Here is a 14,739-nt window from a genome sequence, read left to right as displayed (position 1 = left end):
TTGAAGACTAAAGTTAAAAGCCATGTATTTTCTTTCATTTTATATTTCTCAACTCAAATAGAATTTTTTTCTACAACTTAAATTCCATTCACTCTGCACATTCTTCATAATTTATTTAGAAAGTAATTTCTCTAAAACCTTATTAAATTCTTCTATCTTTTCTTCCGGATTATTGTTATTGCATGCATCCTTAACACAATGGCGTAAATGCCCTTGAAGAATCATTAAATCTGCTTTTTTTATTAAAGATTGTACTGCCATTAATTGATTTGCAACATCTATACAATATCTATCGTCTTCAATCATTTTTATTATTCCTTCGATTTGACCTTTTGCCGTTTTTAATGATTGCAATGCTTTTTTTCTTTCTTCGCTCATGTTTTTCCTCCCATCCCCCCCGGGGGGTGTTGTTATTTTAAGTATATATCAATAATTTATTTTGTCAATATATTTTTTCTAAACTATATCTTTTGCTTAACCATATATCTTTTGTCCAAACATATATCTTTTATTCAACTATCTTAACTATATATTCAAGGTCAGACTATATTTTTTTCCTAACTATATTTTTTGTGAAGCTACATATTTTCTAACTTTCAATATTTCTTTTTTCATACTCGCGAACCTTAAAACTAGATTAACTCAGTTTTTCATCCCTTCCAAATTCTATAATCTCCTGACATAATAAAAAGGCATGAATTTAATTACTCTCAATCAAATTCACACCTTGCCCATTTCCTCATGATTTTTTAAGCCTTTTAAAATAATTTGCTTATAAAAAATATTTTCTCATTATAATTTTCATATAAACTTAACTTATCTCTTCGGAAGCTTCTTTGAGGTATTCTACAAACACCTTAACTATATGTGGATCAAATTGCTTTCCTGAGCACCTTTTCAATTCACTAATAGCCTCCTCTCTTTTCAAAGCTTTCTTATAAACAGTATTATTAGTCATAGCATCGTAGGCATCTGCAATACTTACAATTCTAGATATCAATGGTATGCTTTCTCCTTTTAATTTTAAAGGATATCCCCTGCCATCCCATCTTTCATGATGTGTCAATACACCTTTAGCCACATTATCTAATTGATTAGATGCTTTTACAATCCTATATCCCTTTTCTGTATGGGTTTTTACTATTTCAAATTCATCTTCCGATAAATTGCCCTGCTTAAGTAAAATATCCTCATTTATCGCTATTTTACCTATATCATGTAACTTTGCAACAATTGTCAATTCATCCATTACTGACATAGGCAGTGATAATTTTTTCCCAATAATTAAAGAATTATTCACAACACGTTCTGTATGTTCTTCTGTTTCCAAGCTCTTAGTTTGAAGTCCTATTTGCAACGAATACATTATGGAACTGCTCAAACTGTTTTTTTGCAATAACTTCTGTCTATATACCTTGTCTTCTGCTTCTCTTAAAGCATCATAAATGCTTTTGTTTAAATTATCAGTTATAGCTGATCCCAAGGATATACTTACATCAATTAAATCATGTTTGTAATTTTTACATTGATTTATTATTTTTTTTATAATATTTTCACATTCATAATCAGTGGTATTAGGAACTAAAATTACATATTCATCTCCACCAGTTCTGAATATTAATTCTCCATTTATACACACATCCTTTAATGCTTCTGCTATAAGCTTCAATAATTCATCACCTTGGCTATGCCCTAATGTATCATTTACCAATTTCAAGCCATTTGCATCTCCCATAATTACTCCCACTGGAAGATGTTCTTCACTTAAAAGTTCCTTTGCTTTTTCTTCAAAATAGGTTCTATTATATAAATTAGTTAGAACATCTGTAAAACTTATTCTCTTTAATTCTTCCTCTGACTTTTTCTTTTCAGTAACATCTAAAATAAGTCCAACCACTCCTACAGCATCATTTTTTTTATCTATTACAGGTACTTTTACCGCCTCAGTATATATCTCTTTTCCATCTTTTGATTGAAGTATTGTTTCCGCCTTTACACTTCGCTTATTTTGTAAAACTTCTGTATCTTCTTTGGTATACTTAATTGCCAATTCTTTTGATTGGTGTATCTCAAAATTTGTTTTTCCTATTAATTCCTCCATGCCTTTGCCATTATAAAAATCATTAAATTCTTTATTTGCATAAACATATTTGCCATCTTTGTCCTTATAAAAAACCATTCCTGGAAGTGTTTCCATTACTACTTTTAGTACATTTTCTTTTTCTTCTATAATCTTATCTTTTTCGTTTATTATATTTAAATTTGCATATATGCCAGCTATAGCAACTAATTGCTTGTCTCCGTTAATAAGTGGAATTATAGTAATTTTTCTATAGTTTCCATTTAAGTACCCTTCTTCTGTAATTGGTTCTAAAGTCTCTATAACTTTATTACAATATTTATACCCTTCATTACTTATTGCTTCATCAAAAATTTCATTGTCACTTAATCCAATAAAATCATCATCTTTATTTCTATATATTTTTTTATATTCTTTATTTACATATATAAATCTTAAATTCAGATCTTTAATCCATATAGGTTGTGGAATACTATCCACTAGTAATTTGAACATATTGTATTCCATTCTGACTTCTCCCCTTTAAGTTCATCTAAAATGATTATAACACCAAAATTTAAAAATTGCAGATAACTTCCAAATATCTAACAAAAAATATGTAAGTTAAATATAGGGTCTCTCAATCATAATTATTATTGAGAAACCCTATATTGTCCCTTATTGTTTAAAGTTAATCTTAATGTTAACTATTTCACTATTACTTCCAATTCTTATTGGTGGTCCCCATGTACCATAACCTGAACTTACAATTAAATTAAAATTATCTTTTTTCAAATATCCATAATCTTTTTCATTTAAATAACCTGTAACCAAATTACCTGGGAATATCTGTCCTTTATGTGTGTGTCCTGAAAGTTGTAAGTCAACATTTTCTACTTCCGCTTCATCTAATTGCTCTGGTCTATGATTTAATACTATAATTGGAAAGGATTTATCAACATCTTTTAATATTTCCGCAAGTGGTTTCATACCTTCACCTGTTATTCTTTTACTTGCTGGATCATTTCTTCCCACTACATAAAAGCTATCTGCTACTTCTATTTGTTCATCTTGCAAAAATTTTACATTTCCATCCTTAAAATAAGAAATAGTCTCTGATAAATCTCCAGCTCCATATTCATGATTTCCTGTAATATCATACACACCATACTTTGATTTTATTTTCTTAAAAACTTCTCTAGAATATTCTTTTAACGTTGTTGATGTATTTTCATCAAATATATCACCACAAAACAAAACTATATCTGGATTTAATTCATTAATTGAATCCACCATTTTATCTACACCATTTTCTTTTATACCTATTCCCATATGAACATCAGAAATCATAACAACATTTAATGACTTAATTTCCCCTGCTTTTTTCTCTATGTTAACTTCATAATTAGTTACAACTTTATTTTGAGCATTCCAAATCCCAAAGCCAACTATAATAAACACTATAATAAATACTGAAACCCCATTAAGATATACCTTTTTTAATATTTCTCTCGTTGAATCTCTAAGTTTAATTTTCTTTAAAATAAACCTTAATATATCGACAACTAAAAATATCATAGCTAAATAAATAAAAGCTCCAATATAAATATAGCCAACTAATGCAAGTATGGATAAAAATCCATTATCTATACTTAATAGTCCTTTAATCATATTACTTAAAATAAAAGCTAATGCTATAATCCAATATATTAACCAATATATTGCCCAATGTAATCTGCGTTTAAATTTCACTCTTTTATTTAGAATTATTTTTTTCCCTTTTGTTCCAATGTAATAACAAAGGATTATGTACAAACCTAATATAAGAAAAACTGCTAATATCATTTTACTGTTCATTTTTTAATTACCTCAATCTATATTTTTATAGTTCTTATCTACTAGTTCCTTTAATCCATCTTCTGCTAACTTAGCAAAATATTTTGCACAATTTAAAACTGCATTCTCATCTACTTGACACTATGGATGATGGTGAGCATAAGATAACCCTGTTCCTACAGCAATAAATGCACTTGGTATCTTCCTTTGATAATATGCAAAATCCTCTCCTTCTAGACCCATAGAAATTTTTTTCACATTATAACCTGCTCTTACTCCAATTTTTGTACTAAATTCAACCCATTCTTCCGTATTATTTGTTGCTGGTGACCCTTCATGCCAAATAAGTTCTGCACTACCTCCAAAAGATAAAGCTATTCCAAAAATTATTTCCTTCATTCTTCAAGCTATTAACTCACGTATATATTCATTTAAAGTTCTAGCTGTACCTTCAATATATGCGGATTCAGGTATTACATTCCATGTATTTACTACTTCTATATGTGTAACGCTTAAAAGTGCTTTTTCTGTCGCACATATATTACGGCTTATAATTGTTTGAAGCGCTGTAACTATATTACTTGCAAGTATAATTGCATCCACTCCTCTTTCTGGTTTAGCTGCATGACTTCCAACCCCTGTAATCTTAATTTCAAACCTATCTACGGCTGCCGTCATAGCTCCAGCTTTTATCCCCATAACCCCAACTTCTGCATTTGAAACATTATGTACTCCTAAAATTGCAGCTACATAAAAATCATGGCCACAAGCATGCATTCTTCCATTGACCTTAGATTTGTTTGGTAAGCTTGTCTCTTCTTGGATCGACAATGCATAAATATCACATCTAATTGCAACAACTGTCCCGTTAGGATTTCCTTTTATTTGTGCTACAAACCCTGTTTCAAGAGGTCAATCAAGAATCTCTATATCAACTTTTTTTAATAATTTTCTTATTAATTTTGTTGTTTCAAATTCCTCATTAGGTAATTCAGGATTTTCATGCAATTGACGATATGTCCCTATAAGTTCATCATTTAAATTCTCTATTATTGATAATAATACCTTATTCATCCTATTATCCCCTTTTAATTGTTGCTTAAATTATAGCATCTCTTCTTAAGGTGTCAATAGATAAAACAAATACCGTATTTTCCTCTTTAATACATATAGCTTTTAATAATCAGATGCTTACTGTTCACTCTAAAAATTCCATCAAGGATGTTTTAAAAAAATGTTGTTATAGTTTCCAACAAAATTACGGTCAACTTTTAGCCTTCAAAGGATAATTCGCTGTTTTTTTATAAATAATCTTATATTCTTAATAAATACTCAAAATAATCTTATATTTTCAATTCTTGTATACTAATTTCTTTTGTTTTTATAAATATATTTTTGAAAGACAAATTAGAGATTATATCTATATAGTCCATTTTTCTATTCAAATTAAATAGTACAAAAAATGAAAGGTATCCTTCCAAATATTTTGTTGCAACTCCTTTAAATTTGCCAAGCCATATTTTTAAATTCATGATAATATATTTTATTCTGTCATCAGTTTTAACTTCTTTTACTAATTTTTCGTTATGCTTTTTTGCTTCTATTTGAATATATCTATCTTGATATGCAACAATATAAGATCTTTTTTCAATTTTTGAGTAAATCTTATCGCTAAATATATTCCAATTCCAACAATCCTTAAATATTGGCATAGCAAGCATTGAATCTTCATTCCCTCTTGCTGCTATAATCCAAATATTTCTCCTTCTTTCTTTTATTACGATATTTCTACTTTCCTTAAAATTTTCTTTTAATATAGTCTTATTAATATGTACATCTCCGTTTAATCTATTAGGTATGCTATCGATTTTTAATCCATGTAAAATTTTATGTCTCCAATAAAATGCTGTTGCCAAATTTATATTTAATTTTTCAGCACTGAATCTTAATGACTTTCTTTTCATCATTAATTCAATAAATTTTATCCATTTGTTTAAGTCTTTCTTCGAATAGCTCCATAAAGAATTTGTAACTTTCGAAAAAGTTTTTCCACATTCTTTGCATTTATTATCTTTGGATTTGCTTATAACTTCCATATCTAATATACTTATTACTACCACAAATAGGACAACATTCAATTTTCTTATTTCTATAAATGTTATCTTTGATGAAATTATTTATGTGCAATTTTAATTTCTTTGAATTTACTTTTTTCTGTATCAAAAGACCACCTCACGCATAATATTATTTCAATTAATTTACACACTATAATTAGATAATTAACATAGAACAATTATTCATAATTATTCACTGTGTATTAGTTAAATTGAATATATATCTAATTCCTTTCAATACTTGCCATATAATTAAGATTTTAAACACTAACAACATTTATTTAAAACAAATCATATGGAAATAAAATAGTAATATTTACCCCAAACTTAGAAATAAATATTACTATTGAAATTTTGTAATTAATCAAGTCACTCAGAAACATAAGCAAATGAAAATATTATTCTCCTTAATAATAACTCTGAAAATCCTTTTGTATTATCATTATTAACTATGTTTAATATTCTATAGAATATTAATTTTTCAAGTCATCTTTTAAATATTAGATTTCAATTATTAATTACTCTTCTCTATAATCTGCTTTAACCACACCTTCAAATTTATCCATATATTTTTTATATTCCTCAATAGTAAATTTAGGATTAAATTCTGCCTTGATTTGTTTAGCCTTTATAGCTTTTTCTTTTAGTAATCTATATGCTGTTAATGCCATAATTTTAGCAGTAACAATATAAGCTATTTCTTCGTTCACTACTTTAAAATATTCTGAATGCAGCCCACCTTCAACTCCTCCAGTTGCAAATTTTAGTGTAGGCATTATATGTGTTAAATCTCCCACATCACTTGAACCAGCTGTATGACTATTAGATTCAATTTCTTTTACTAATCCATTAGGCAATAAACTATTTGATATATCTAAAATGTCTTCTGATGGTTTTAATGGTATTACCGGAAGGTATCCTGGTGATGTTATTATTTCTACTTCTCCACCAACAGCTAAAGCACCTGATTTAAATGCTCTGTTTACTTTTTTACTTGCATCTTCGATTGCTTCTACATTTTTTGCTCTAACTAAACTCTCAATTACAAGTTCATCAGGAATAACATTTACTAAACCTCCACCTTTAGTTATTATAGAATGAACTCTAACTGAATCTTCATCCTTAAAAGTTTCCCTTTGATAAGCTACTGCATTCAGTCCTAAAGAACCTGCATTTACTGCATTAATTCCTAAATGTGGAGTTCCTGCTGCATGAGAAGCTCGACCTTTATATCTAGTAACTTTTGACACAAATCCATTACTTGTCCCATCACCTACTACTACATCAAAACCATTTGGATCAGAATGATGAACTACTGAAATATCTACATCATTAAATTCGCCAATTCTTATAAGTTCACTCTTTCCTCCACCATACTTAATCAAATTTTTCTCTTTTAAGGAAAGTTTAAATTCTATTTCTCCATATTCTTCAGCTGGTACTGCAAAAAATATTACATTACCATCTAAGGAATTTTTTATTTCTTCATCTGATAAGGAAATGGCTGCTCCTATTATTCCTGCTAACTGGGTATGATGACCACATGCATGGCATGCACCTGTTTTTTTATCTGCCCATGGATTATTGGGAGATACTACTGCATCTAATTCTCCAATTAAGGCTACATTTATATCTTCAGAATTTTTCTTTTTCAAATATCCTTTTATTCCTGTTATTGCAAGATTAGTTTTAACTTCTTCGCTATTTTCTTTTAAAATTTCTAGTACCTTTTGTGCCGTTCTCTCTTCTTTATATCCAAGTTCGGGATGTTCATATATGTCTTTTGCAAAATTAATAATCTTTTCTCTATTTTTATCAATAATTTCTACTATTTTCTTTTCAATTTTATCCATATTATTTCTCTCCTGTCTTAATAATTTAAAGGATGAATTTATGTTCACTTTTAATCTTAATTTTAATTCACTTAATGCCTGACTCTACATATAGTATGCATGTAAATCATATCAAACTCATGATTCCATGAAAATTATTGTGCTTAAAGGCAGATAACTATATGTATTTAATGAATTTTCTCCATCAATCATACTTATCTGCCTTTTAGATTATATTGTTTAATTATTTTAATTCTTCTGGTATAAACCAATAATTATTTTTATTGTGCTCAGCCATATAATCTTTAAATTCTTGTGATTTATATGCCGCTACTATATCTTTTGCCCATTTACTGTCTTTATTTTTTTCATCAACAATAGCTACAAGCTGTAATTCTTTACTAACATCTTCTGATAATAATGATTTTGAAGCATCTATTTTTGATGAATACACTATACTTCCTGGCAATACAGCAAAATCTATATCATCTAGAGCACGTGGAATTTGTGCTGAATCCATTAGAGTTATATCAAGCTCATAAGTATTTTCACTAACATCGTTTATAGTTAATGTTGTTGGGTTTGCATCTTCTTTTAATTTAATCCATCCAGCTTTTTTAAGTAATCTAAATGCTCTTGCTGTATTTGAAGGATCCTTAGGGATCGCTACTTTTTGTCCTTTTGCTACTTGATCGATTGAAGTATGTTTATTAGAAAAAATTCCTGCTGGCACTGTTGGAATAGGTGTTAATGGAGTTAATTTAGCATTAGTTTCCTTATTAAAATTATTTGCATATGCTGTATGCTGGTCTACATTAAAATCAACGCTACCTTCCGTTAATGCTACATCTGCTTGTCTTAAATCTGAAAAATTTATGGCTTCAATTTTATAACCGTTTTTCTCCAATATCGGTTTAACTGCATCAATGAATAATTCACTATATGGTCCTGGAGAAATCCCCATTTTTATACTCTTACTTTCTGTCTCCGAAACTTTGTTAGCAGTACTTGCACTACTTCCACAACCTGCTAAACCTAAAGCAAGTGTCCCTGCTGTCACCCCTATAATAATTCTTGTAAATAAATTCTTTTTCATATTTCATTCTCCCCACTCTTAAAATTTTCTATATCAATTCTTTATTTTTCTTATAGCTTTAGTAGTATTTAAATGCATGAATATACTTTTAAATTACAATATTAATAGCCTAAAGGCTATTGCATATTATAACTGAAATTATTACCATACTTAATGTCTTCTTGCTTTTCTTGCCAACCTATTTCCTAAACTCTGAATAACTTGTACAAAAAGTATTAATATTATTACAGTAATAACAATTACTTCTGTATCAAACCTTTGGTATCCATAGGAAATAGCTACATCTCCTATTCCCCCGCCACCAACAGTTCCAGCCATTGCAGTAGCTCCAATTAATCCAATAGTTGCAGTTGTTAAGGTCAATATAAGAGATCCTAATGCTTCTGGTAAAAGGAAATGCCATATAATTTGTATTGTTGTTGCCCCCATTGCTTCTGCAGCTTCAATAATTCCACTATTAACTTCTAATAAAGAGTTTTCAACAAGTCTCGCAATATATGGAATTATATATACTATTAAGGGAACAATTGCTGCTTTAGTTCCAATAGATGTTCCAACTATCAATCTTGTAAATGGAACAATTGCTACAAGTAAAATTATAAATGGTAGTGAACGAACAATATTGATAATGTTATTTAATACTGAAAAAATAACTTTATTTTTAACAATTCCACCATTTTTAGTTATAACAAGTAATACTCCAAAGGGTATTCCGAATAAAGCACCTACAATTAAAGAAATACTTACCATTTGTAATGTTTCTACAATAGCTTTAATTATCTGAGGTCCAGTTATTGTCATCATAGTGCTACCTCCTCTATTCCAACATTTTTATCTTTCATAAATTCATATGATTTTTGTATATTCTCTTTTTCACCTTTCAATTCAACTATTAGATGTCCTAATATATTACCTTGTAATTCAGTAACATTAGCAAACAAAATATTGGGCTCAACATTAAATTTACTACATGCTTGTGCAAGTATAGCTTGTTTTGAATTTTCCCCTATAAATTTAAGTTTTAAAACTCTACTTTTGGTATCTTCATAATTAATTCCTTCCAATACTACCTTAGGAACTTCATCATGCACAACTGTACGAACAAAATTTTTTGTTGTTTCCTCCTTAGGATTTCCAAAAACATCTATTAAATCACCTTGCTCTATAATTTCTCCTTTTTCCATAACAGCTACCTTGTTACAAACTTCTCTAATAACATTCATTTCATGTGTAATCATTAAAATTGTTATATTATATTCTTTATTAATTTTCTTCAGCAATTGTAATATAGAATCTGTTGTTTGAGGATCTAATGCTGAAGTTGCTTCATCACATAAAAGAATTAATGGATTTGTAGCAAGTGCTCTTGCTATACCAACTCTTTGCTTTTGCCCTCCTGATAATTCATCTGGATAGGCTTTAGACTTATTTTCTAATCCAACAAATTCTAATAATTCCTTTACCCTGCTTTCAATTTCACTCTTTGGAGTATTGTTTAATACAAGAGGAATAGCAACATTTTCAAAAACAGTTTTGGATTCAAGTAAATTAAAATTTTGAAAAATCATTCCTATCCGCTTTCTTATATCACGCAATTCTTTTTTGTTTAATCTTTCTAGGTTTTTATTATCAACAATTACTTCTCCTGATGTAGGCTTTTCTAAATAATTAACCATTCTTATTAAAGTACTTTTACCAGCTCCACTGAATCCAATAACACCAAAAATATCACCTTGTTCAACTTTTAGGTTTACTCCTTTAAGTGCTTCTACTGTAACATCTTTTCTATTAAATACTTTTCTTATATTTCTCAATTCAATCATTAAGATACCCCCCTTCCTTAAATGATTTTAAGATTTATCAATTTAAAATTGCTTTCAAAATTTCATTCCAATAAAACATATATATTTACTAGGAATAACTATGTTTTTAATTATAGCACTACTTTTCGCCATGTCAATATCTTTTCCAAATATGTTGTACTTAATAAATTATCTGAATAAAAATAAAAACTTTGTTAACAATTAATGTTAACAAAGTTTTGCATATCACTTTATTTTTTTATTAATTTAAAACAACTCACTTATTTTTCTATTTCATAAGATTTGTTGCTGCCATAACCCCTATAACAAATATTATATAAAAAGCGATATATCCTAAAGACCAACGTCCACTAAAGGAATACTTAATCTTTTCATGAGTTTTTAATATTCTAGTGTCTTCCTTTAGGGTTTGAAGAAATTCTTGCCCATACAAGATAACAAATAACGTAAGTGCTGAAACTCCTACTAATAGATATACCATTCCAAATAAACCTTCTACTACTGGCATTTTAAGTGATGATATTCCTGTTGCTGTAAATGCTATTGTATTATTAAAAATATGAGCTATTATTGATGGAAAAATAGATTTAGATTTAATTGTAATAAATGCTAGTACAGTTCCCATCAAAACTGGATTAATAAATTGAACCAAATTTAAGTGGAACATAGAAAATAAAATTGAAGATACGATAATTGCTGTTAAGTTTCCATACTTTTGCATACTCTTAAGTATAAAACCTCTGAATATTATTTCTTCTAAAATAGGCCCTAGTAAACAAACATAAGTTAAAAACAATACTAAATATTCCCTTTGATTGGGAAGGGTAAAATCTGGCTGTGGAATAATTATTCCATAATGTTTGATAATTGTTGAGTAGATTAAGTAAATCATACTCGAAATCATTCCTGTTCCTATACATGAAATTGTTCCTAACAATACAAACATTTTGGGTGCTTTATTAGATGTAAATACATCGTCTCTAAGCCTTATCTTTGTTGTTTTAATTGCTATTATAATTGCTACAACATCACCAATTATACATGGAAGGTATCCTATCCAAAAGCTATATGCATCCTTTGATATTCCAAGAATAATATTTGCCTCAAGATTAGTTATTATATCTATTCCTAAAATAACACCTTTAGTCTTAATTATTAGTTTAAATAAATATCCAATAGCATAGGTTAATATTGCTAATATAAGGAGCATTCTTGTGCAATTTCCCCCAGTTTTCTTTAAATCTTCTTTTAAAGAAAATTTTCTACTCATAACTTCTTGTTGAAAATCATTTATCATTGTTCACTAGCTCCCTTACTTACTCATCTAAAAGCATATAATTCTTCTCTTCTATCCTTCTTTATATCAAAACGCTTTTTTACTTCTTTGATTTTTTCTATTTCTAAATCATTTATTATAAGTATCTCTTCTGAATTTATTTCATTTAAAATTTGTCCATCTGGATTTACAAAAATTGATTTTCCGTTATACTCAAGTCCGTCACTAAAGCCTGTTCTATTTATCCCTATAACATAACATTGATTTTCTATAGCTCTTGCTTTTAATAATGTTATCCAATGTTCTTCCCTAGATTTGGGCCAGCTTGCTGCTACTGTTATTATTTGTGAATTTCTAGATGCTATTTGAAATATTTCTGGAAATCTTAAATCATAGCATATAAATGGAGTTATTTGAAACTCATTTATTGGACAAGTACATATTTCCTCACCTTTATAATACTTATCATCTTCTCCACTATAAGAAAATGGATGTATTTTAGTGTACATAGCTAAAATATCTCCATTTTTAGATATAATAGTGTATTTATTCTTTCCCTTTTTATCAACCTTTATTGCAAATCCTAGTCCTATATTTATGTTATTGTCTATAGCCAATTGCTTAATCCAATTTATTATCTGCTCTTCTGATAATAACAGCTTATTAACATCCATTGTGAAACCTGTTAGTGACATCTCTGGAAACAGCAATAATTCTACATTACTTTGTAAAGCCTTCGTAACAAAAGCCTCAATCTTTTTCATATTTTCTTTGCTATTTTCCCAAGCTATATCTATTTGAGCTATTCCTGTAATCAAAAGTTTCTTCCATTCCAACCCCAATTTTCAACTTCTTCATACTTAACGTATATTTTGTTTTGAGGTATTCCTAATTCTTCTTCGTATATTTTACAAATTTCTGCTGTTAAATTAGAATAAGCATCTTTACTTGCTTTGCCAAATATTTTCACTTCTACAAAAGCACCTTTTTCTAACTTTTCTCCTGCAAGATATAGTGAATATTCATCTTCAAATCCAACCATTAAAACTGTTTCACTTTTTCCTGGAATTAGCTCTATAGCTTTTCCTAATCTCTTTTTTATAATTTCCTCTTTTTCACTTGAAATTTTCACACTGATTCTTGATCCTATAAATGGCATATACTTTAATCTCCTTAATGTAATGTATTTAGGTTAATAAAGGCAACCTATAATCCTTTATAAGCTTTATTTGCAATTTTTTCAATTTTATTTTATTATTTCTAATTATAGCACATACTACTCAAATACTCACTGTTACTCTTATTTTTTAATAAAATTTTAAATTTATTAATATATCATCTAACATGTTGAGCAAATTCACTAATTTTTGTTTATATATGTTGCAATTAGATTTCTACATGTAAATTATTTTCAGATGGTTATAATTACAAGTTTTTAGATGTAGATTTATTATTATAATATATATTATGAATTCTTTGCCTTTATATCTTCTAATCACATCATTTCTACACAAGTTATCTTTGCAGACTTTTGCTTCTATTTTTATGATATTATCACTTGTTAAATTCCTATCTTTATCATTAAACCTTTTTAAATAAATAATACCTATCATCAAATATTATAAGCTTTCTCAAAACATAGATATCTGACCATCTTCATATCCAATCTTATACGCCGTAATAATATCCTTCATTTTATATAATATACCAAATTTATTACATTCTTTTTTAAACACCTGCCATAATTCTTTTGCCTTTGGAGATCTGCATTCATAATCATTTTTAAATTGCTCTAAGTATTTTTGTTTAATTCCGGAAAAATTTTCATCAAGTTTTTTATAATACCAATCTCGTTGATTTTGTCTTAAGGTAACGCCAAAAGCAGGATATATAAATTTAGCTCCATTTTCATAAGCAAGCTTTACTATTCCCAATATATTATCTTCATTATCTTCTAAAAACGGAAGTACTGGCATAAGCAGTATCCCTGTAAAAATATCATTGTCAGAAAGTTCTTTTATTGCCGAAAATCTTTTTGATGCTGGCCCTACATTAGGTTCTATCTTTTTACAAAGTTCATCATCACAAGTTGTTATAGTTATTTTAACAAGTACTGGAGAATGATTCTTTATTTTTTTTAAAACATCAATATCTCTTGTAACCAAACCGCTTTTTGTTGCAATTGAAACTCCAAAACCATGGGTATTAATAAGTTCTAAAGCACCTCTTGTCAAACAATATTCTTTTTCTAGCGGATTATAAGGGTCACTCATTGCACCTGTTCCTACAATTCCTGTTTTTTTCTTTGATTTAAGCTCTTTATTGATTAGGGCAAGAGCATCTTTTTTAGCTCTTACTGTATCAAAATTATCTATTCTATAACATTCACTACGACTATCACAATAAATACAGCCATGACAGCAGCCCTTGTAAATATTCATATTATAATTATTTCCAAACCAAGCATTATGCTCAGCATATCCAGATACGATAGTTTTCGTTGCTACAAATTCCATCACATGCTCTCCTTCCATTATTCTTATTCAATTAGTCTAGAACTTTTCTCTTTTATTAAATAATTACATGTATTTGCAGTTACTTTAAATATCAATGTGTATTTCAATTAAAAAAGTACCCTTAATTAAAATTACAGTTAATAATTTAATTTCAAAAAATCCCTAAAGTATTTCAGCCTTAATTGTT

13 protein-coding genes and 1 pseudogene are annotated in these 14,739 nt (G+C 28.3%); all 14 read right to left on the bottom strand.

The annotated features are described in order from the left end of the window. Positions 1-111: 111 nt before the first annotated feature. Entirely contained in the window at positions 112-378 is a 267-nt protein-coding gene (locus tag CLPUN_RS09485) for a metal-sensing transcriptional repressor (protein WP_077847044.1), read from the bottom strand. Positions 379-811: 433 nt separating this feature from the next. Beyond that, the gene (locus CLPUN_RS09480) at positions 812-2,587 is read right to left on the bottom strand and encodes a sensor domain-containing diguanylate cyclase/phosphohydrolase (RefSeq protein WP_077847043.1); all 1,776 of its coding nucleotides are present in this window, start codon (positions 2,585-2,587) and stop codon (positions 812-814) included. 150 nt (positions 2,588-2,737) lie between these two features. Beyond that, the gene (locus tag CLPUN_RS09475; RefSeq protein ID WP_077847042.1) at positions 2,738-3,916 is read right to left on the bottom strand and encodes a metallophosphoesterase; all 1,179 of its coding nucleotides are present in this window, start codon (positions 3,914-3,916) and stop codon (positions 2,738-2,740) included. Positions 3,917-3,928: 12 nt separating this feature from the next. Then, positions 3,929-4,969, bottom strand: a pseudogene (locus CLPUN_RS09470) (amidohydrolase). A 269-nt stretch (positions 4,970-5,238) separates the two neighbouring features. Then, positions 5,239-6,015 (bottom strand): IS1 family transposase, encoded by a 777-nt coding sequence (locus CLPUN_RS09465; protein WP_143329018.1) that lies wholly within the window; start codon positions 6,013-6,015, stop codon positions 5,239-5,241. A 512-nt stretch (positions 6,016-6,527) separates the two neighbouring features. After that, the gene (locus tag CLPUN_RS09460; protein WP_077847041.1) at positions 6,528-7,862 is read right to left on the bottom strand and encodes an amidohydrolase; all 1,335 of its coding nucleotides are present in this window, start codon (positions 7,860-7,862) and stop codon (positions 6,528-6,530) included. Between the two features lie 223 nt (positions 7,863-8,085). Next, positions 8,086-8,937, bottom strand: a complete 852-nt coding sequence (locus CLPUN_RS09455; RefSeq protein ID WP_077847040.1) for a MetQ/NlpA family ABC transporter substrate-binding protein — start codon at positions 8,935-8,937, stop codon at positions 8,086-8,088. Positions 8,938-9,087: 150 nt separating this feature from the next. Further along, positions 9,088-9,741 carry a methionine ABC transporter permease gene (locus CLPUN_RS09450; RefSeq protein ID WP_077847039.1) on the bottom strand — a complete coding sequence of 218 codons (654 nt, stop codon included), beginning with the start codon at positions 9,739-9,741 and terminating at the stop codon, positions 9,088-9,090. After that, positions 9,738-10,760, bottom strand: a complete 1,023-nt coding sequence (locus CLPUN_RS09445; protein WP_077847038.1) for a methionine ABC transporter ATP-binding protein — start codon at positions 10,758-10,760, stop codon at positions 9,738-9,740. Before CLPUN_RS09445 ends, CLPUN_RS09450 begins: the two co-directional genes overlap by 4 nt. A 268-nt stretch (positions 10,761-11,028) precedes the next feature. Beyond that, entirely contained in the window at positions 11,029-12,057 is a 1,029-nt protein-coding gene (locus CLPUN_RS09440) for a CPBP family intramembrane glutamic endopeptidase (RefSeq protein WP_077847037.1), read from the bottom strand. A gap of 23 nt (positions 12,058-12,080) precedes the next feature. Further along, entirely contained in the window at positions 12,081-12,854 is a 774-nt protein-coding gene (locus CLPUN_RS09435) for a nitrilase-related carbon-nitrogen hydrolase (RefSeq protein ID WP_077847036.1), read from the bottom strand. Next, positions 12,851-13,195 carry a phenylpyruvate tautomerase MIF-related protein gene (locus tag CLPUN_RS09430; protein ID WP_077847035.1) on the bottom strand — a complete coding sequence of 115 codons (345 nt, stop codon included), beginning with the start codon at positions 13,193-13,195 and terminating at the stop codon, positions 12,851-12,853. Before CLPUN_RS09430 ends, CLPUN_RS09435 begins: the two co-directional genes overlap by 4 nt. 235 nt (positions 13,196-13,430) lie before the next feature. Then, positions 13,431-13,649: a diguanylate cyclase gene (locus tag CLPUN_RS29585; RefSeq protein ID WP_143329017.1), complete on the bottom strand. Its 219-nt coding sequence runs from the start codon at positions 13,647-13,649 to the stop codon at positions 13,431-13,433. 18 nt (positions 13,650-13,667) lie between these two features. Further along, the gene (locus CLPUN_RS09425) at positions 13,668-14,552 is read right to left on the bottom strand and encodes an SPL family radical SAM protein (protein WP_077847034.1); all 885 of its coding nucleotides are present in this window, start codon (positions 14,550-14,552) and stop codon (positions 13,668-13,670) included. Positions 14,553-14,739: the final 187 nt, after the last annotated feature.

It is taken from the genome of Clostridium puniceum, assembly GCF_002006345.1.
GTDB lineage: Bacteria > Bacillota > Clostridia > Clostridiales > Clostridiaceae > Clostridium > Clostridium puniceum.
Note: the sequence above shows the minus strand (reverse complement) of the source record. Positions and strands in the feature narration are given on the sequence as shown.

Excerpts from the sequence above, each read along its gene's own strand:
- CLPUN_RS09485 (WP_077847044.1), bottom strand. The coding sequence starts at position 378 with ATGAGCGAAGAAAGAAAAAAAGCATTGCAATCATTAAAAACGGCAAAA.
- CLPUN_RS09480 (WP_077847043.1), bottom strand. The coding sequence starts at position 2,587 with ATGGAATACAATATGTTCAAATTACTAGTGGATAGTATTCCACAACCT.
- CLPUN_RS09475 (WP_077847042.1), bottom strand. The coding sequence starts at position 3,916 with ATGAACAGTAAAATGATATTAGCAGTTTTTCTTATATTAGGTTTGTAC.
- CLPUN_RS09460 (WP_077847041.1), bottom strand. The coding sequence starts at position 7,862 with ATGGATAAAATTGAAAAGAAAATAGTAGAAATTATTGATAAAAATAGA.
- CLPUN_RS09455 (WP_077847040.1), bottom strand. The coding sequence starts at position 8,937 with ATGAAAAAGAATTTATTTACAAGAATTATTATAGGGGTGACAGCAGGG.
- CLPUN_RS09450 (WP_077847039.1), bottom strand. The coding sequence starts at position 9,741 with ATGATGACAATAACTGGACCTCAGATAATTAAAGCTATTGTAGAAACA.
- CLPUN_RS09445 (WP_077847038.1), bottom strand. The coding sequence starts at position 10,760 with ATGATTGAATTGAGAAATATAAGAAAAGTATTTAATAGAAAAGATGTT.
- CLPUN_RS09440 (WP_077847037.1), bottom strand. The coding sequence starts at position 12,057 with ATGATAAATGATTTTCAACAAGAAGTTATGAGTAGAAAATTTTCTTTA.
- CLPUN_RS09430 (WP_077847035.1), bottom strand. The coding sequence starts at position 13,195 with ATGCCATTTATAGGATCAAGAATCAGTGTGAAAATTTCAAGTGAAAAA.
- CLPUN_RS29585 (WP_143329017.1), bottom strand. The coding sequence starts at position 13,649 with ATGATAGGTATTATTTATTTAAAAAGGTTTAATGATAAAGATAGGAAT.
- CLPUN_RS09425 (WP_077847034.1), bottom strand. The coding sequence starts at position 14,552 with ATGGAATTTGTAGCAACGAAAACTATCGTATCTGGATATGCTGAGCAT.